The sequence below is a fragment of the Luteolibacter sp. AS25 genome (assembly GCF_046736275.1).
Classification (GTDB): domain Bacteria; phylum Verrucomicrobiota; class Verrucomicrobiia; order Verrucomicrobiales; family Akkermansiaceae; genus Luteolibacter.
Map to the genome: position 1 here is coordinate 1,848,506 of NZ_CP151837.1, position 19,666 is coordinate 1,868,171.

Consider the following 19,666-nt stretch of genomic DNA (forward strand, 5'->3'; position numbering starts at 1 on the left):
ATGCTCGACTAGAAACACGCCCCGCCGGAACGCTTCGGCGTTGGCAACACTATACACATATAGCATGAAGAAGGACCTCAACAAATATCGCAACATCGGCATCTTTGCCCACGTTGACGCCGGTAAGACCACCACCACCGAGCGTATTCTTAAACTTTCCGGTAAGATTCACAAAATCGGTGAGGTTCACGACGGTGAATCAACCATGGACTTCATGGACCAGGAAGCCGAGCGCGGTATCACCATTCAATCCGCTGCCACCACTTGCTTCTGGAAAGATCACCAGTTCAACGTGATCGACACCCCGGGCCACGTTGACTTCACCATCGAAGTTTATCGTTCCCTCAAGGTTCTCGACGGCGGTGTTGGTGTATTCTGCGGATCCGGTGGTGTTGAGCCACAATCCGAAACCAACTGGCGTTACGCGAATGACTCGAAGGTTTCCCGTATCATCTACGTGAACAAGCTCGACCGTATCGGCGCAGACTTCTACCGCGTTATCGCACAGGTCAAAACCGTTCTCGGTGCTACTCCTCTGGTTATGGTTCTCCCGATCGGCACCGAAGGTGATTTCGTAGGCCTCGTGGATCTCATGACCATGAAAGCCCACGTATGGGATGATTCCGGCCAACCGGAAAACTTCGAGATCAAGGAAATCCCGGAAGACATGCTTGAGAAAGCAAAAGAGTTCCGCGCACTCATGGTCGAGACTGCAGTAGAGCAGGACGACGACGTCATGGAGAAATACCTCGAAGGTGAAGAGCCGGACATCGCAACTCTTAAGAAGTGCATCCGTAAAGGCTGTATCGATCTCGCATTCTTCCCTACTTACTGTGGTTCAAGCTTCAAAAACAAAGGCCTCCAGCTCATCCTCGATGCAGTTGTAGACTACCTTCCATCCCCGCTCGAAGTGAAGCCACTTCCAGAAGTGGACGCAGAAGGCACCCCGACCGGAAAATTCGCCGTGATCGATCCAGATGCACCTCTTCGTGCACTTGCGTTCAAAATCATGGACGACAAATTCGGCGCACTTACCTTTACCCGTATCTACTCCGGCACCATCAACAAAGGTGACACCATCCTCAACTCCTTCACCGGTAAAACCGAACGCGTCGGCCGTATGGTCGAAATGCACGCGGATGACCGCAACGAAGTCGATCAGGCACGTGCAGGTGATATTATCGCCATCGTAGGTCTCAAGAACGTTCAGACAGGTCACACTCTCTGCGATGTGAAAGACCCTGCCACACTTGAGCCAATGGTATTCCCTGATCCGGTTATCTCCATCGCCGTCGCTCCGAAGGACAAGGCAAACGCCGAGAAACTTGGCTCAGCTATCGGTAAAATGGTTCAGGAGGATCCTTCCTTCCGCGTTGAAACCGACGAGGAAACCAACGAAATGATCCTCAAAGGAATGGGCGAGCTTCACCTCGACATCAAAATCGACATCCTCAAGCGCACGCACAAGGTAGAAGTCGAAGTAGGTGCTCCACAGGTTGCATACCGTGAAACCATCACAAAACCTGTCTCGGACAGCTACACCCACAAGAAGCAGTCTGGTGGTTCCGGTCAGTTCGCGAAAATCGACTACAGCATCGAACCAGGCGAGCCAGGTTCCGGTTTCGTTTTCGAATCCTCAGTCGTCGGCGGTAACGTTCCAAAGGAATACATCCCTGCTGTTGAGAAAGGTTTCAAAACCTCGGTCAACAAAGGCCCACTCGCAGGTTATCCTTGCTTGGACTTCAAAGTTACCCTCAAGGACGGTGGTTTCCACGCAGTTGACTCCTCCGCAATCGCATTCGAGATCGCCGCTAAAGCAGCTTATCGCCAATCCATGGTAAAAGCAGGACCACAGATCCTCGAACCAATGATGAAACTCGACGTTTTCTCTCCTGAGGAAAAAATCGGTGACGTCATCGGCGATCTTAACCGCCGCCGCGGAATGATCCACGGCCAGGAGCCAACTCCGGGCGGTGTCCGGGTAAAAGCTGAAGCACCACTTTCCGCAATGTTCGGTTACATCGGTGACCTTCGTACAATGACTTCAGGTCGTGGCCAGTTCTCCATGGAGTTCAGTCACTACGCAGCATGTCCGAAGAACATCGCTGACGATGTTATCGCAAAAGCAAAAGAGCGCGAAGAAGAACTTCGCAAGTAAGCTTCCTTCTTACTGAAATTTAGAGAAATCCGCAACGGTCCAACCGTTGCGGGTTTTTTTTCGGGAAAAATTCCAGCCGAGTGCTACGCTCTAAGGTAAGAATGATTAACCCGAATATCCTATTGGCTCTGGCTCTGACAGTAGCCTTCTCATCGTGTAACAACCAAAAGAGAGAAACCCGCTCCGAACAACTCGAGGAAACAGCTGAAGTTTTGGAAGCCAAGGCAGAAAAAGTCCGCGAAGAAGTCGAAGTGAGCGCTGAACAGAAAAAGAAACAGGCCGAGAAAGTTCGAACCGAGGGTGATAACCAGAAAGCCGAAGTATTGGAGAAAGATGCCGCAACTACCCGCAAAGTTGGAGAAATTCGCGTCGAGCAGCTAAAGGATCAGGCAGAGAAGATTCGGCGAAAAATCTCAAAGTCGGAGGGCCTCCTTAAAACGGATGCTCCGGTAAAAAATCATCCCACACGGCAGTAAAACACATGACCTCATTCTTCAGGTGCCTCAGTGCCGGAATGGCGGGTATTCTAGCAATTGCACTGTTCCCGACCATTCGTGCCAGCGAAGAAACATCCGCAAAACAACTCGATGAGAATCGCTACCAAATCGGGAGCGTAGTGTTCAATAAAGAGACACGTGAGATCCGGTTTCCGGCCATCTTGAATATGCGCGAAGGACTCCTTGAGTTTCTCATAGTCCATGAAAACGGAAAGATTCACGAATCACTTTTTCGCACGACTGCCTCAGCCACCAACATCAATTTGGCTCTCACACTACTCCGCTACAAGCCGTCGAAAGAGCTGTATCGGATTGAAGAAAAGCCGGGAATTGTTACCGGGAAATTCCACGAAGAACCGCAGGAAACCCAGAAGTCCGCGCGGATATCCCTAGAGGTCGAATACGAAGCTGACGGAAGCACCAAGCGGGTCCCTGTTTCCGATTGGGTTACTCACGAAATAACGGCAAAATCAATGCCACCGACATATTGGGTCTACGGTGGATCCTTTTTTCAGGACGGAAAATTCGCACCGGACCTGTCTGGCGATATTGCTGCAATTTTCATCACGAACAGCGCCCTCATCAACTATCCGGGTAAAGACAATCTCAACGACGATGTCTGGACTGTCACCACCTCGAGGACACCTGAGTTGGAGACCAACGTCACCATCGTCATTTCACCTTTCAAACCGTAAAATCTAATCCACACCAATTCCCTTCGCGTCCAAACCATGAAAACACTCACGCTACTCCTCACTCTCGCCGCCACCTCTTTTGCAACCGCGCAAAATTCATACGTATCGATCCAGCAGGAAATCGAGCAATCCATCGCCCGTGGCAACGCATGGCTCAAAACCCAACAGAAGGCGGAAGGCCATTGGGACGATGAAGGACTTCCAGCCTTTTCGGCATTGGCTTTGACCGCCATTAGCCGCGATCCCAACGAGACCTACACAGGGGCAAACCCACCCGACTTTCTCAAGAAGGGCTTCTCCTGGCTCGTTTCCCAGCAGAAGGAGGACGGTGGAATCTACAACCGGGGGCTCTCCGTCTACAACACCGCAACCTCTCTCACAGCCCTCGTTTCCCTTCCTGAAAACGAATATGAAACCGCTATAATCAAGGCCCGCAGACACTTGGTTGAGAACCAGTGGGATATCGATGAGAAAGGAAAAACCGATAATTCCAATGATGGCGGCATCGGCTACGGGTCCAGCAACGATCACACAGACATGTCCAATACATACCTTGCGCTAGAGGCACTCGCCCTCTCCAGCCAGACAGTAAAAGACATAGAACTTCCGGAAGAACCGGAACTCGACTGGGAAGCAGCCCTGACTTTCCTCTCCCGCAGCCAGAACCTCACCGCTACCAATGATCAGAAATGGGCTTCGGATGACGCGAAAAACAAAGGTGGATTCATCTACACGCCTGGCGACTCCAAAGCCGGTGAGGAGACAACCGAAGATGGCAAAGTGGCTCTCCGCTCCTACGGCTCGATATCCTATGCAGGCCTCCTTTCTCTCGTCTACGCGAATGTCGGGCCTGAAGATCCACGCGTTGTAGCCGTCAAAGAATGGCTCGGCAAAAACTACACCGTTTCAGAGAACCCGAACATGGGAGCTGAAGGTCTGTATTACTATTTCCAGGCGATGGCAAAGGCGCTCAACGCAGCAGGAGTCAATGAGCTCAAACTCGCCGATGGCACTACTGCCGACTGGCGGAAAGACCTGGCAGGAAAGCTTCTCTCTCTGCAGCGTTCGGATGGCTCGTGGGCAAACGAAAACGGCCGCTGGATGGAGTCGAACCCTGTCCTGGTGACAGCCTATACTGTGATGGCCCTTGAGGAAATCCACCGCTCTATTCCCTAGCGGCCCACCTCCATCTCTAGAATTCCCGCGCAATTGAGCGGTTTGGCCACGTGTGTTCAACGCGTGGCCTGTCTAACAATTCCTTGCTTCATTTCCGGATCTCACCCATCACCCTTGGCCCAGTGACTCTTCAATTCTCAAACATAGGCCAACGCATCGCCCAAGGTAGCGGAATCGGCGAACTCATGGATGATCTTGGTGCCGCCCTTGCGACCGGGGATCCCGATATAAAAATGCTCGGAGGCGGCCAACCCGCACAAATCCCCGAAGTCAGTGAAGTTTGGAGAAAACGCCTTCAGGAAATTGCTGCCGATACCGTTGCTTCCACTAAATTCCTCAGTATTTACGATCCCCCGCAGGGCAATCCCGCTTTTGTCAAAGCCATCGCTTCGCTTCTCCGGGATCAATTCGGCTGGGACATTTCCGAGGAAAACATCTGCCAGACCAGTGGAGGACAGACTGCCTTTTTCTACCTGTTCAATCTTCTCGCTGGCGAAATGCCGGATGGCTCCCACAGAAAAATTCTATTCCCCCTCGTCCCGGAATATATCGGCTATGCCGCACAGGGACTGGATAAGGAAATGTTCCGCGCCTTCCGCCCCGAAATCGAGGAGACAGGGCCGCATGAATTCAAGTATCATATCGATTTCGAAAAACTCGAAGTAGCTGATGATGTCGCAGCACTTTGCGTTTCGCGCCCTACCAACCCTACAGGAAACGTCCTGACCAATGAGGAAGTTGCGCACCTCTCCGGCATCGCGAAGGAAAAAGGTATACCGTTGATTATCGACAATGCCTACGGAGCTCCGTTTCCGAACATCATCTTCACGGAAGAAGCCAAGCCGTTCTGGGCTGAACATATCATTCTTACACTCAGCCTCTCGAAATTAGGCCTCCCCGGCACCCGCACTGGGATCGTCATCGGTCCACCGGAAGTCATCAAGGCACTTTCCTCAATGACCGCCATCACCGGTCTTGCAAACCCGAGCACCGGGCAGCACATCACCCAGAAACTCATGGAGTCAGGTGAAATCCTCAGTCTCTCCAGAGAGACGATTCTCCCCTACTACCGGAAAAAATCCCGGATTGCTCAGCAAGCTGCGCACGAAATCTTCGGAGAGAAATTCGCGTGGCGCATGCACCGTAGCGAAGGCGCCCTATTCCTTTGGTTTTGGTTCCCCGGACTGCCCATTCCCACTACAGAGCTCTACCAGCGCCTAAAAAAAAGGAAGGTTCTCGTAATCCCGGGTCACCACTTTTTCTTCGGCTGCGATGAACAAGACTGGAAGCACCGCCAGGAGTGCATTCGCGTCTCTTTTGCCATGGCCGAAAATACGGTCAGGGAAGGCCTCGAAATCATCGCTGAAGAGGTGGCAACAGCATCCGGGAATTCCCTTTGATTTCATGGAGTTGCCAGACTGGTGGACGGATTCCTGCGTCGGCATCGCTGATACTGTGAAACCGGCTCCCAACCCCTGAAAATCAGCCAAGGATAGCTGGTTTCGCCGCTTGCATTCTACATCACCCCACTGAAAACTCCCGAAACCTTCGCTTCCGGAAAATCGAATACTATACCTCCACATGATCCGTCATCTAGCTTACTTTCTCACCCCCGCATTACTAGCCACATCGGCTCTTACAAAGCCCGTCGAAGTCAACAGCATTGCAGCCACCGTCGAAGGCCAGGTTATCACAAGCAATGAAGTAAACTTCATGATGGCACCCGTTTTTGCCCAGCTCATCACAAAATTCCCCCGCGGAGGCCCGGAATTTGAAAAGCAATTCAAGGAATCACGTAACAAGGTTCTCGAGGAACTTGTCGATCGTCAGATCATCCTCTCCGAGTTCAAGCGTCTTGGCGCCACCATTCCAGCTTACGCCATCGATCAGGAAATCGACCGCCAGATCCGCGAGCTCTACAACGGGAATAAATCAAGATTCCAGGAAGAGCTGAAAAAATCCCGTCTCACCATGCCGGGCTATCGGGAAATGACCCGTGAGAAAATGATCGTTCAGGCGATGAGGGCCGAACAATTCTCCGATGCCCCGCCACCGCTCCCGAACGAAGTTCAGAACGAATACAACAAGGTGAAAACCGAGCTTCGCGACACATCAAAGGATAAAATCAGCTTTCGGAAGATCTTCATTCCTTCCATGGATCCGGAAGCACCGCTCGCCACACCAGAGTCCCAGCTCACTCTTTCCGAGGATATTGCAAAGCAGATCAACAACGGAGCGGATTTCGAGGAACTCGCGAAAACACACTCCCGCGATGCCTTCGCCACCGAGGGTGGCTACCAGGAGAACGTCCCCCGTATCGACCTCTCGCCTGAGTTTGCCTCCATCGTCTTCGATGCGAATATCGGACAAGTTATCGGGCCATTGCTGGATCCCCGCGGCTTCACCATCGTAAAAATCGTAGGTAAAAACCTGGGACCATCTCCTTCCCTTTCCGAAGTCCGCCCAATGATCGAAGAACGTGTTCGTCGAAACAAGACCTCGAAGCAATATGATCGTTGGATGGATACGCGCCGCAAGCGTGCCATGATCAAGATCAACGATTGATCTCTTCATCAACGAGAATAGTTTCTAAAGCCGACACAAAAACCCATGGAGGATCGTTACGAAATCAAAGGAAAAATAGGCCAAGGTGGCCTCGGTGCAGTTTACAAGGCACATGATGTGCGGATGAACCGGGAGGTAGCGATCAAGCGTATCATCGCAAACACCGAAGACGTCAACCTTCCGGAAGAAGCCACCCGTCAGCTCATCAAGGAAGCAGGCTCCCTCGCTTCCCTCCAGCACCCGAACATCGTCACAATCTACGACGTTGGTGAAGATGAGGACGGTCCCTTTGTCGTAATGGAACTCCTTTCCGGCGATACCTTGGAAGAGGCTATTGAGCGGGGGTCATTCACCTGGCTGGACTTCCGCGAGCTAGCAACACAGATTCTCGAAGCCCTGATTGCAGCTCAGGAGCTCCACATCGTCCACCGCGACCTGAAGCCGAGCAACATTATGCTCACATGGCTTCCTTCCGGGAAGTTTCAGGTAAAAATCGTCGACTTCGGTCTGGCGAAATTATCCGCCGCGCCATCGCTTCAGACCATAGATCAATCGGATGGCGTTTTCGGCTCCATCTATTTCATGGCACCCGAGCAGTTCGAGCGTGTACCTATCGATTTCAAAGCAGATCTATATGCAATAGGCTGCGTCTTTTACTACGCACTCACCGGCACCTACCCGTTCGATGGTGATAGCGCCGCTGCCGTAATGGCATCCCACCTACAGCACTTCACCGTGCCTATTCAGGAAGTCCGCGATGGCATCCCGCTCTGGGCGTGTGACTGGATCATGTGGCACATCAACCGCAGACCCACGGACCGCCCGGAATCCGCTCGCCAGTCACTGCAATACTTCCTCGAAAACGAAGCCGCATACCCTGACCCACCGGTCAGTGCAGGGACTCCAACACCAGAGCCAGAGACTTCGAAACGCCCGAAATTGAATATCCCCGGCGGAGCCCCAACCCCCGAAGTCCTCCCGGATCCCTCCCCTACGCAGCGCGTTAAAACTGCAGCAATGCCGAAACCGCTGCTACCTCCTGAAGGTTCAAAGCCAAGTGTTCACACCAAGGCTCAGAGCGTTCACGCGGCCACCAAACGAGTCGAAAGTTCAATACCAGTAGAGCCGATTACTCCAATCCCGATTCCAGACGAATCAAACGCGGCAGATTATCCGCCGGGAGAGAAGGTTCAGCCAGTTACCCCGGCCCCGGAACCTCCATTGGAAAACGTTTCAACGCCAGAGACGGATGACAGTAGCCCACAAGTAGATGTGCAGCCGTCATCATCCGCACCAATCCTGCGGAGAGCAACATCCGCGGACTCCTCAACGCCAGCCCTTCAACCAGCTACACCTGCCATCGCAAAACCTGCCACTCTGAAGTTAAATACCGGAACGAACCCGAAACCGTTGGAACTTGAAGCGGAGAAAGCCGAAGCCACACCTGAAGCGGCTGGACAGCCCGCTTCTTCCAATACCGCCGAGAAAAAAGCTGCAGCCCCGATTCTCAAAGTAGCCGCCAAATCCCCTACCGCCCCACTTTTGAAGCCTGCCGCAGCCGCAGCCACAAAGCCAAGCCTCCAGATGGCGGCGAAAGCAACCGCACCGCTGGTCCCCACTGCAAAACCTGTAAGCCCGGCGCTCGACAAGACACCGGTCGATTCAGCGCCGAAGCAATCCACTCCCTCAATGGTTGACAAAAAAGCCGGGGCTGGTGTTTCCGCAAAGAAAAAAGGTTTCACCACCGGCGCAAAGATCGCAGCTGCGGGAGGACTCGCGGTCCTAGCCCTCATACTTGCGTATTTCTTGGTCGAGAGATCAAAAGAGAACGAAACGCTAGAGTTATACAACGAGATGATCACTGCCGCGGCGCCTCCGCAGGCCACCGAAGTTCCGGTGAACGAGCGCAAATTGGAGATCCTCCTGAAATTTGCCGCCTCGGTTAGCTCGAACGCCGATCGTTTCAGGGTCTACAAAGCACTCTACCTCGCGAAAGCAACGGACGGCACGGATATCGATTCCCGTATTGCGGAATTCGCTACAACCGAAGTTCTTATCCCGGATGTACGCATTGTCCTACTCCGCGATGTCTTGAGCAAACGGAACAACCCGGTAGTGGCTAAGCCACTTCTCAAGTTTGCCCGCGACACCGAGGATAACGCAGCCGCTGCCGCTGCCATCGAAGCCACCCGTTTCATGGCCACCGACGAAAATTTCTCGGAATTCCTGGAAATTATTCAAACTGCACAAAGCGATACCATACGCAAGACTGCCGAAGAAAACGCAGCGGTTGTCATCAAGAATTCCTCCGCCAAACCAGCACTTGGCAGGACTCTGGAGGCCGCTTACTCAGCAGCTTTCAATGATCTTATTCGTCATGCCATGCTGCGCCTCCTGGGACGCGTCGGCGGAGACAATGCTTTGGCAATTGCAAAACAAAACCTAGAAAGCTCGGACGATAAGAACAATATCGCCGCCATTGTTGCCCTCGCCACATGGGCAGACAGGGATGGTTACGAAGCTCTACTCGCCTACCTTGATTCATCCCCGGACGCCAGTCTGCGCAGCCGTGCATACAAATCCGCCTATCAATTCGCAGGTGCTTCGCAGGAAAATATCGAGGAAAACTGGACCCTCCTATCTGACCAGACGAAGACAGAGGAAGAGCAACTCATGTTTATTCGCGGCATTGCAGGTCTGGAACCGGAGCCATGGAATTTCGCCATTCTCGAGGAAATGGCAAAAAGCGGAGACTCCGAAAGAGTTACCGATCTCGCCCAGCGCGCCATATCACGCTTGAAAGAGATCGAAAAAACCAAGAATAAGAAGAACCGCTAATTCAGCAACCTATCCGATTCCCCTGAAGCCCGGCTTCGCAAATTTTTTCACCGCATCATCCCCTTGTCTCCAGAACAACAACTCACCCACCTCACCAACGGCACCGCCAAAGTTCTCTCAGAGAAAGAACTTCTCGATAAACTGCAGCTAGGTCGGCCACTTCGCGTAAAACTGGGTGTTGACCCCACAGCTCCGGATATCCATTTCGGACACACCGTCGCGCTTGAGAAGCTACGTCAGTTCCAATTGCTTGGGCATCAGGCAGTCTTACTTATCGGAGACTTTACAGCCACAATTGGAGACCCTTCCGGCCGTTCGGTCACCCGCCCGCCACTTACTCGGGATCAGGTTCTTGAAAATGCCGCCACCTACACCGAGCAGGCTTTCAAAATCCTCGACCGCGAGAAAACTGAAATCGTCTACAACGGCGACTGGTTCCGCAAAATGAACTATGAGGAAATTCTCCGCCTCAACTCACGCGTCACCCTCCAGCAAATGCTTCAGCGCGAGGACTTCCGGAACCGCATCGAAGCCGGACAGGAAGTACGCCTCCACGAGCTCCAATACCCCGTCATGCAGGGCTGGGATTCCGTTGAAATCAGAGCAGACGTGGAGCTCGGCGGCACCGACCAGCTTTTCAATATCCTCGTCGGGCGGGACATGCAGAAGGACGAAGGCCAGCCACAACAGGTAGTCATGGTCATGCCGCTCCTCGAAGGTCTCGACGGTGTACGTAAAATGTCCAAATCCTACGCCAACTACATCGGCGTAAGCGATGCTCCTCAGGAAATGTATGGAAAGCTCATGTCTGTCTCGGACGACCTCATGGCCCGCTACTACACACTTCTCCTCGGCGAAACCCTTGATCCATCCGCCCACCCGATGGAGTCCAAGAAATCCTTGGCGGAAAAACTCACCTCCCGCTACCACGGAGATGAGGAAGGCAAAGCCGCCCGTGCTGACTGGGACACGCGATTCTCGAAAAGAGATCTACTCGCCGCAGACCTCCCGGAAATTGAGATTGCATCCCTGGATCAGGAACAAACAGTCCTTTCCCTCACATCCCACGCATTCTCCTCAGCTTTCAATCTTAAGAAATCCAACGGAGAACTGCGGAAACAGTTCATCGTTTCCGGCTCTGTTCAGCTGAATGGTGAAAAGCAAACAGACCCGACCGCCCCTATTGCCCCGCAACCGGGCGACACCCTGAAACTGTCGAAAAAGCACGCGGTGAGATTTGTATAGTGTCGCAGCATTCAGCTGTTTGCACTTTGCCACTATAAATCTTGCCCAGCAGAAATTTCCCTGCTACCCAATCCCTCCCTCTACTAAAACGCGCCCGTAGCTCAGCTGGATAGAGCATCCGCCTTCTAAGCGGACGGTCACTGGTTCGAATCCAGTCGGGCGCACCATATTTCATAAGGGTTTCAGAGTATCTCAGCAAAATGAGAAAAACTCACCTAACCCTACTTTAACCTTAAAAATCGGAATCTTTCGATTCTTTCTTGGAACGCCAATCAAAGCCTCCACGGTAAATTAGCATTCTATGAGGAGTCCTGGAAATCGAGGAACGTTAGGGCTCCCCCTACGGAGAAGCGAATCGCGCAGTGGTTATTGGCAACTCGGGTGCTGGACACCATTCTAAATCTGACCGAAGGAAACGCACCAGCTCTGCTGGAGAGACAGGAGTTGCCAGCAAAAGGTATGACCGAGAATCGAGTGAAGTGAATTTGCAATAACCGTTAGCGACCCCCGGTTTAGATTTGAACCCGCGAAATAGCGGCAAACGGGGGGAGTGTTGCCCAAGAAAGCGCGAGGAACCGGATTAAACTGTGAGGATCTGTGTGAGGCGGCTCAGTAGAATCAGCTACGAAGGAATCTTGTTCTTTTGTAGATAGAAGCGGCGAAAATATTCGGCGGCTTTGCGTTTTTTGGCAACCTACACAACTCCCTTTATGAATAACTTCAGTTCGGCGAAGGCTGAGGAAATCGTATAAAAAGACACCATTGCCCGATCTGTCTCCCTCCCTTCTACCAGATCGGCAAGGTTGGCAATCATCTCTGCCAGGATCGCTTGGTTGTTCTTCTTCGGCGCCTTTGCCTCAGGCTCTTCGCCGAGCGTTTGGCGGACGGCAGCCTTAACTATTTTTTCTGACGGGCTGCTTCCACTAGCCAGTTGAATAGCTAAAATCCACGCATTGAGCCGATCCCGATCAAGCATGTTCTTGGATAGCGGTCGTATTTGCCACTCGGAGACTGGGAGTCGAGCGATTAGCCCGGGTTCCTCACCCGCTACGTCGGAAATCAAACGATATACTCTAGCCGCGAAAATTAAACGGTTTCCTTGAACTCTACTTATACCAATCGACACACAATAATCCGTCCAATTTTCAGTGGTGTGCATCCAAAGTTTATCCGTCCTTATATTTGCTAGTGCTGCACCCACAATTTCGAATGATCCCAGCCCACTTCGAACAATCCGATCATATTTTGCAAAATTCGATTCCCTTTCTGTGGCCTGCTGACCCGATCCGTGATTTGGATCTTCGGCGGTTATCAGAGAATAACTTCCGGCGGTAGCGGTATCGTCGAGGGAAACAGCGGATTGCATTCGTGTGCTCATACCCAATTGTTCCTCATGACTATGTGTTTCCAATCCACCTCCCCGAAAATGGATTCGTTTTTCGGGGTTTGTGTCTTGCTAGGTTAAAATCCGGTAACTTCCGTCATCGACTTGAAGAACCGCACCGAACGGTTCGGTTTTCAGTCTACTCGAAGCTGCTTCGAAGAATTCGCAGACCTGCGGCATTCTCTGGGGGATCCGCCGCTAATCAACGTCTTAAAGAAGTCCTCGAAACTCCAAGTTCTCCGATAATTTCTAGGGTCAATGAGGGTTAATCCGGGTCAATAGACCCAGCTACCCGACCACCCTACTTCATCAGGCTTTTCCGAAACGCCTTGCACATCTCAATATGAGGCCCACCACAGACACGGTTGATATCGCCCGGATCAATATGAGTCCGGAGCTTCGAAAGCATCTGAATCGCCGCCTCAGTCCGCGGACAACCTGAACGACGCCACACAGGCGAACCTGCAAGATCCGGATGCCTCAGTTTGGACATCCTCATCGGATCCCATTCCACAGGAAACTGGATGGAAGCACCCAGATCTGCAACGCCGGCGTAAACCAACCTGCTCACGTTGGACCCACCACGACCAAGAACTGCCTGATGCACTTTTTGCGCGAAACGCTTGTGCAAGGATTTGATCTGCTCTGACTCATATTCAAACGTCCTACCCCGGAGCATCCTGGCCTTGCATTCCTCAACAACGCTCGTCTCCATCAGACCCATGAACGGAACCCAGGTGTAACCCGCCGGAACCTCTTCCTTCGTCCGAGGCCGGCGGCTCTCAACCCTCATCGGGTTCAATGGCAGGAACCAATCATTGTGATAAAACGGTGCCATCTCCAAAGCGGTTTCCCGGTTCCACACATTCGCGTAATGCTGAACCCTTTTCCCGGACGAAGTAACCGTCCGTGAATCCAAGCCATACACCTTCTCGAAGATCTCCTCGAACATCAGAACCGGAACATACAGGTTCGGAGTCATCCTACCGTAGACCTGCTCAAAGGTCACACCCATGTTCGGAAGCATTTCAAAACGCTCCCGGTCACAAGTAAAAAGATTCATCCCGTCTTTATCGCCCTGGTAATTCTGCCAGTTCAAAAACTTCTCCTCATATCTGTCCCCCTCCATGATCGGAACAAACGTCCGGACATCCTCTGTCGTCACAGGAACAAGCTCACGCTTCAACAGGAGATCATAGGACTCGTCCCTTACCTCCCAGTCACAAATCTCCGGTTCCACCACAGCTTCCACCACAGCTTCCACCACAGCTTCCACCACAGCTTCCACCACAGCTTCCACCACAGCTTCTACCACCGGAACCTCTTCCGAGGTCACAGAAATCCTCGAAACCACCTCTTCCGAGGCACTTTCCACGGATTTACCCGAAAAATCGGCATCTTCCGCAATCCCTTGTGAAATAAGGGAATTCTCAAAAGTTTCCTCTTTTCTTTCCCTGTGTGAACCAAGGATTTCATCGAGCTTCGCCTCTACCTCTTCCACAACCACATCTAGGCGGGTGAAAACACCCTGCGGAGTCACCTCCCACTCGAAATCCGCAAACGTATCCCGGTGTTCGAACTCCATCAGAGCCTCGAAATAACCAATTTGCCTACAACGGGCAAATTCAGCAGCCTTCAAATCAGGACGCTTTCCAAAGAACTTGCACGCGGCCCTATGAATCGGAACCAATTCCGCATCCGTAAACCTATCCGGCACTTCCTCTACCACTTCCTCCACAACAGGAGGAACAACCGCCGGCTCAACCGCCGGCGTAACCTTAGGCGTAACCGCATCCACAACAGAAAGACCAGCTACCGCTGGAACAACCGCCACCGGTTCAACCACCGGTGCCGAAGATCTCTCTGCCAGAACTACTGCCGCACCTACAGACAATCCGCGGACAATCTCCCCGGCTGTAGGTGCTGACAAACTAGGATCCATCTCACGGAACAAAGCCCACATCGCCGCAAACTCCCTGGTCTTCTCCAAGTCACTCATAGGAGCAACCACAGGAACCGGAGCCACAGCCTCCGGACTCTTTTCAGTTACTACCACAGGAGCTACCTCAGGAACAACATCCACAGAAGTAGCCGGAACAACATCCGGCTCCACATCAGCCACTTGGGAAACTCTCCCAGCCTTACCCAAATACGAAGCCTTCATCCAATGCTCCGCATCCTCTGCCCGTGGACCTGCATCATAATCAGATAGGATCTCCTGTAAGGAAACCTCCAAACGAAGCTCCCCTTCCCGGGCTTGCTTCATCACCCACTCCATAGAGGACTCAACACCTTTCACAGAAAGCATCTTATAAAGGTTCGGAAGCTCCTCACTGAGAACCTTACAGATGTAAGTAGGTGAGTATCCGGCCATTGTCAGGAACAACACTTCCTGAGGAAACTTGCTCAAGCGGTTCCAACACAGCGCCACCGGCTTCCGGACTCTGCGGAACCTCCTCAACCTATCACGGGTCACATCCAGGAACTCATGGAAAACAGGCGTCCTTCTCCTGCCTTACCAGGCTCACGACGAAACCTAGGATTCTCCAGTGTAGGCGGATTCCTATACGGCTTCCTCCCAGACTTAGAAACAACTTCACCGGTGACCTCTGATGAAGTCCCGGATGCCAGCTCTCTATTTTCCAGTGTTCCCATTGGTTACCCTACGATCCCTCCAAAACTCAAATCTGAAAGAAGGCACCGGAATCCGGACTCCTCTTTCAAATCACCTTTAATGACATCCTTAATGACAGTCATCGACATCCCAATCACATCGGAACACCAAACAACGATCTTCGACGACACCTGAAGCTCTCCATAACTACATTCACAGCATTCAGTCCCAAAACACCGGACTCGCCAAATGGCTTCCCCGATACCTCAACAAAACAATGAACCGGAGTCATGGCCTCCCCGGCCCCTCCCGGTCCCCCAGGAAAAGAATCGGTGGATTCTGAATTTTCAGACAAGCTCAGACCCAAATCATACCCGGATCCCCGTTTTTTTCCATCTCAAACTTAAATCCCCGCAATCCGCCTTTTCAAAAGGGCTCCAGCTCAAACAGCACTTTTATTTCACACTAAACGGCACTTTTAATACTGTACAATAACTCAAATCCATGAATCTCATTTTTCCCTTTAGTTACAAGGGGTGCAGAGCACAAATCTCAACAGCCGATTTCCAAACGGCTCTAATATTCCCGACTAACGGCTCTAATATTCTCTCAAATTCCCCCGATCACCGGAAAACAGCTCTAATTATCTCCGGATCTACATCCCGCATTCATCTTACGATACCTAGTTCACAGCCTTAACGGCTTCAATAATTGGCCACTATCAACGCCAAACGGCTTCAATATTCCAAAAACAGCATGAATTATCCGCCATCCGGCTCATTTTATCAGCCCGAAACACCGAAATCGACCCCCGGCTATCGCCTTTCCGGGTCATTTCAGGATGTTTCTGTCTGGGGAACTATCTTCACTAACGTCTATTTTTTAAGAGCGTGTCCAGGGACACTTTTATAAGGCAGGAAGGGTGGGGTTGCCCCCACCACGGTCAATAATCAAAATCCGCTTCGCTACTTTGATTCTTTTCCCTCTTCCGTTCTCTCGAAAACCGGATCGCTGCGCTCACCAGGTTATTCTGGCCGACGGCCTTGGATTCAACGGGAGCGCCTACCGGCGACCTCTCCCTTTTGAATCCGCAACCTGACAGGCTGCCTACGCGACCAGTCCGCAGGACCGATTCGCTGCGCCCCGAAGCTCCTTGAGGGAGCTTCAAGGTTGCCGGACGGTCTTCGTTCCCTCAGATCGTCCGTGAGTCAGCCAGCGGGCATCTGGCGGCGTTCCTTGCCCGAGCCCTCGGCTTCCTGCCCTGGCCCCCGGGCGCGAGCCCTCTCTCAGTGGTCGAAGGCCGCTTCCCGGATACCAGGCCCGCTTACCAGAACCCGCCCTCGAAGATTCGGTCGGACTTTCGGGTAAGCGGCTGTGCCGCCCGCCAACATGCGCCCTTCCACCCATTTGGGGTGAGGCGCTGTCCGACGGCACAGGGAGACCCTACCGGCAGCCTGTGGCGACTGTCATTCGCAACAATCAAAAAGAAAGCGAGTTTCGGCGAAGTAGCCAGTGAGGTATTCCAACCATACATGTATCATATTGCAGCCAGTTGTTCTAAAATTGTTTCAGGCTCGCATTCAACAGCGGTGGCGAACCGGGCATCAAACTTCAGATCGGCGCCCCGAAAATTTCGTGGACGATGAACGTGCAGCCCCCTTGATTTGCTCACGATGGCGTCCTTCCTCGACTGGCGGCTGGATGGTGCGGCGAGAATAGCTTCTTACGGTTCTTGAATTCTCACCATCTCGGGTGGGCTTCGCGGATCTCCGGAACGGTTTCCACCTTAGAGTCCTTTCTAGCTACCACGAAGCAAGCTAGAGCCGAATCGGTAATACGCCGAACTTTATTCGCCATATTTGCAAATACGAAAATCCCGCCGATTCACACACATACTTATATTAACCGTTGTCAATTATTATTCTTACCCTCCCCTTTCGACCCGGCACGCTTTCGCGTTCGGGTCGCACTTGGGAGAATTGGGTAACTGATCACAAACCTAAAAGCAGCAACCTGGATCCATCAAATCGGATGAACCTAGGGAATCAAAATGCAAACGGAAATGTGAAATACCCACAAAACAAAATATGAGAACCAACAACACAAAGAATATAAGCCTGAAAAAAGGCCTCCATGTAGCAATCGTTACGAGTACCCGTCCTGGGTATGGAGGATCACTCCTAGCTTTTGAAACATACATTTCGTGTAAAATCTCTGGCATCCCAGCGATCCTTGCAACTTACGATGTGACAAAAGCTTATCCATCTATCGGATCAGATCTTCGTCGTCTGGCAACAAACGGCGGTCAAGCTGAAGGGGGATCCACCTCACAAACGCCTGAATCGCTAATCTTACTGATTGCGGAGGCGAAGGAAAATAATGCGATGCTGATCATTGATATCAAATCCGGAAATGAAGGAGAAGCTGCGCTGAATGAAGTTGCTGAAGTTATTTCCTTAACGGGAGCGGACACGATTATTGGTCTTGTCCCAGCCCTACATGGAATGGACACAGAATTTCGGAAATTAGACATGTTGAACATTTCTTTCACTTCCGTAATGCTTCGATATTGGGGGTTTAGAAGCCCCGATATTGCTCCCGAAGCGCCAATGGGTCAGGTGTGCCATCACTGGCGCCCTGGCTTCTTGAGCACAGAGATGCTAGACTTAATCTTGAATTTCCCGCTGCCACTTCTGAAAAATGTCAGCGATCCAGAGATTTATATTTCTGAATCAGAAACTCCCATTAAAAATGTGAAGAGCTACATAGAAAAAGCCCATTCAGCATTTTACGAAGCGATCCTCGACGATCTTGCCGATAGAGATCGAGTAATGTAAAATGTCCTTATTGGCTTTACCAAACTCTAACCCTTTAAGAGTTGGCAGAAAACAAACCTAACCTCTCCGACACAGTCGGGGAGGTTTCTTTTTTCGCTTAATATTCAACCCTTGGTAGATGCTTGTCTTTTCACCTTTCGGTTACAAAGCCTTGATCATCGTTCTATTGTGTATGAAAAAAACAAAAAGACATAGAAATAGGCCAAACTCTTACATTGCAAAATCTTTGAAGACTATCACCAATGATCACACAACAAGTTACACTCTAAGTAGAACCGTTCTATTAAAGCATCGTAACGTAGCTGAAAATCGAAAGGAAGGTTACTGATGAACAAAGTAATACTATCGCCAGGCCAGGCCAATGTTATTGAAAAACTTTGTCCCTTGGTTCATCTCGCAACTTCCGGAGTGGTCAGCAAACTTCCTGTGCGTCCGAGAACTTCAACCTTATTACTTGGAAGGTCGGGAACCGGTAAATCTCACGTTGCCAGGGAGCTTGCCAAACAATGCAACCTCCCGATTTGGGAGGCCAATGTCGCCAATTGGATCGTGTTAGGAGCGCGAGGCGAGCGTCACACCATGATTGACCTCGTGAACTGGGTTCAAAGGCACAAATCCGGCATCATTTTCTTAGATGAGCTGGACAAACTCAACAGTGATGGAGATTGGGTAAATAATATACGTCTCGAAATACATGACCTGATCGACTCTAGGATTCCAAATGGTGCTTTTGAAACGGAATACAAAGATAAATACGACGACCACTCAACTTCGCTGAACACCTCAAATATCAAAACTTCTTCAGTACAAGAAAAACTTAGGACATCATTCTTTATACTTGGTGCGGGAACCTGCATGGGAGCTTGGACATCAAATAAGGGAGGCATCGGATTCGGCGCAATGGCAGTGGACAACACCCAGATATCCAGGAAGCAGGTTCTGGATTACATGAGCCCAGAAATCCTGCAAAGATTTCGCGCAGACATCTGTTTTCTGGAACCGCTGGCAAGGAACGACTACCTGACCGTTGCAGCGTCGATAATGAAGAGACTCCCAGGAAGACTGGTTACACCATTTGGTCAGGCCTTGGCTGACTCACTGCCGTCCGCGCTGGAACACGGATTGGGAATGCGAATTTTTGAGGAAATTCTCGCCGACATATGGGCGGTCGAGTTTGCACAACACCGCGAAAATCCGAACGTCTGGGTATATTTAGCCAAACCGGAGAAAAGAACCGGAATCGCCACTATCAACGTCCCGAACTATCGCAGTGAATAGACAAATGATAACCTCATGCCTGCCAAACCCCGTAGCCACTAGCTCGAAGTTGCCGTGCAGTTGACCTTTCCTGTTTGATTGCCCAACGCCGCAGAGTTGGTTTTCGTGGCGTCACCAGATCGGAAATGATCCCGCGCCCCCAGTGTTTGGCAATCCGCGAACTGTTTATACCACTGAGATGCTGGGTGTAGCGTTCACCAACATCTAAGCTAGTCATACCTATATAAACACAAGTCTTTCCATTAATATAATTAGGATTCTTCTCTTTGAATTTTGGATCTTGAAGGACAGATTTGTCCAATTCGATTGCGTAAACAACACAGGTTGTGGCTTCGAAAGGATCAGGTTGGGTGTAGCTTGGATAGTTCATAGGTAATGT

At 51.4% G+C, this 19,666-nt stretch carries 13 protein-coding genes and 1 tRNA gene; 11 read left to right on the forward strand and 3 right to left on the reverse strand.

Annotation, left to right across the window (positions count from 1 at the left end):
• The first annotated feature begins 64 nt into the window (after nt 1–64).
• The 9 genes from fusA (at nt 65) to AAGA79_RS08460 (ending at nt 11,341) form a co-directional block, all read left to right on the forward strand.
• A complete protein-coding gene (gene fusA / locus AAGA79_RS08420) occupies nt 65–2,158 on the forward strand; it encodes an elongation factor G (protein ID WP_411825351.1) in 2,094 nt (697 codons plus the stop codon).
• A gap of 80 nt (nt 2,159–2,238) precedes the next feature.
• Entirely contained in the window at nt 2,239–2,634 is a 396-nt protein-coding gene (locus AAGA79_RS08425) for a hypothetical protein (protein WP_411825352.1), read from the forward strand.
• 5 nt (nt 2,635–2,639) lie between these two features.
• Nucleotides 2,640–3,350, forward strand: coding sequence for a YdjY domain-containing protein (locus tag AAGA79_RS08430; protein ID WP_411825353.1), 711 nt, complete (start codon nt 2,640–2,642; stop codon nt 3,348–3,350).
• 36 nt (nt 3,351–3,386) lie between these two features.
• The gene (locus AAGA79_RS08435; protein WP_411825354.1) at nt 3,387–4,526 is read left to right on the forward strand and encodes a prenyltransferase/squalene oxidase repeat-containing protein; all 1,140 of its coding nucleotides are present in this window, start codon (nt 3,387–3,389) and stop codon (nt 4,524–4,526) included.
• Nucleotides 4,527–4,648: 122 nt separating this feature from the next.
• Nucleotides 4,649–5,926, forward strand: a complete 1,278-nt coding sequence (locus AAGA79_RS08440) for a valine--pyruvate transaminase (RefSeq protein ID WP_411825355.1) — start codon at nt 4,649–4,651, stop codon at nt 5,924–5,926.
• 181 nt (nt 5,927–6,107) lie between these two features.
• Nucleotides 6,108–7,091, forward strand: a complete 984-nt coding sequence (locus tag AAGA79_RS08445; RefSeq protein ID WP_411825356.1) for a peptidylprolyl isomerase — start codon at nt 6,108–6,110, stop codon at nt 7,089–7,091.
• A 45-nt stretch (nt 7,092–7,136) separates the two neighbouring features.
• Complete coding sequence (locus AAGA79_RS08450; RefSeq protein WP_411825357.1) at nt 7,137–9,929, forward strand: protein kinase domain-containing protein; 2,793 nt, start codon at nt 7,137–7,139, stop codon at nt 9,927–9,929.
• 63 nt (nt 9,930–9,992) lie between these two features.
• Entirely contained in the window at nt 9,993–11,174 is a 1,182-nt protein-coding gene (gene tyrS, locus AAGA79_RS08455) for a tyrosine--tRNA ligase (protein WP_411825358.1), read from the forward strand.
• Between the two features lie 90 nt (nt 11,175–11,264).
• Nucleotides 11,265–11,341: transfer RNA gene (locus AAGA79_RS08460), tRNA-Arg, on the forward strand.
• Between the two features lie 527 nt (nt 11,342–11,868).
• Here the strand turns inward: AAGA79_RS08460 and AAGA79_RS08465 are convergent.
• Both AAGA79_RS08465 and AAGA79_RS08470 read right to left on the reverse strand, forming a co-directional pair.
• Nucleotides 11,869–12,150, reverse strand: coding sequence for a hypothetical protein (locus AAGA79_RS08465; RefSeq protein WP_411825359.1), 282 nt, complete (start codon nt 12,148–12,150; stop codon nt 11,869–11,871).
• Between the two features lie 709 nt (nt 12,151–12,859).
• Nucleotides 12,860–14,968, reverse strand: coding sequence for a hypothetical protein (locus tag AAGA79_RS08470; RefSeq protein ID WP_411825360.1), 2,109 nt, complete (start codon nt 14,966–14,968; stop codon nt 12,860–12,862).
• 2,291 nt (nt 14,969–17,259) lie between these two features.
• Between AAGA79_RS08470 and AAGA79_RS08475 the strand changes: the two genes are divergently transcribed.
• On the forward strand, nt 17,260–18,009 hold the full coding sequence (locus AAGA79_RS08475) for a hypothetical protein (RefSeq protein WP_411825361.1): 750 nt from the start codon (nt 17,260–17,262) through the stop codon (nt 18,007–18,009).
• Nucleotides 18,010–18,336: 327 nt separating this feature from the next.
• The gene (locus tag AAGA79_RS08480; protein WP_411825362.1) at nt 18,337–19,287 is read left to right on the forward strand and encodes an AAA family ATPase; all 951 of its coding nucleotides are present in this window, start codon (nt 18,337–18,339) and stop codon (nt 19,285–19,287) included.
• Between the two features lie 13 nt (nt 19,288–19,300).
• On the opposite strand, the gene AAGA79_RS08485 is transcribed toward AAGA79_RS08480, so the two are convergent.
• The gene (locus tag AAGA79_RS08485) at nt 19,301–19,657 is read right to left on the reverse strand and encodes a hypothetical protein (protein ID WP_411825363.1); all 357 of its coding nucleotides are present in this window, start codon (nt 19,655–19,657) and stop codon (nt 19,301–19,303) included.
• Nucleotides 19,658–19,666 lie beyond the last annotated feature (9 nt).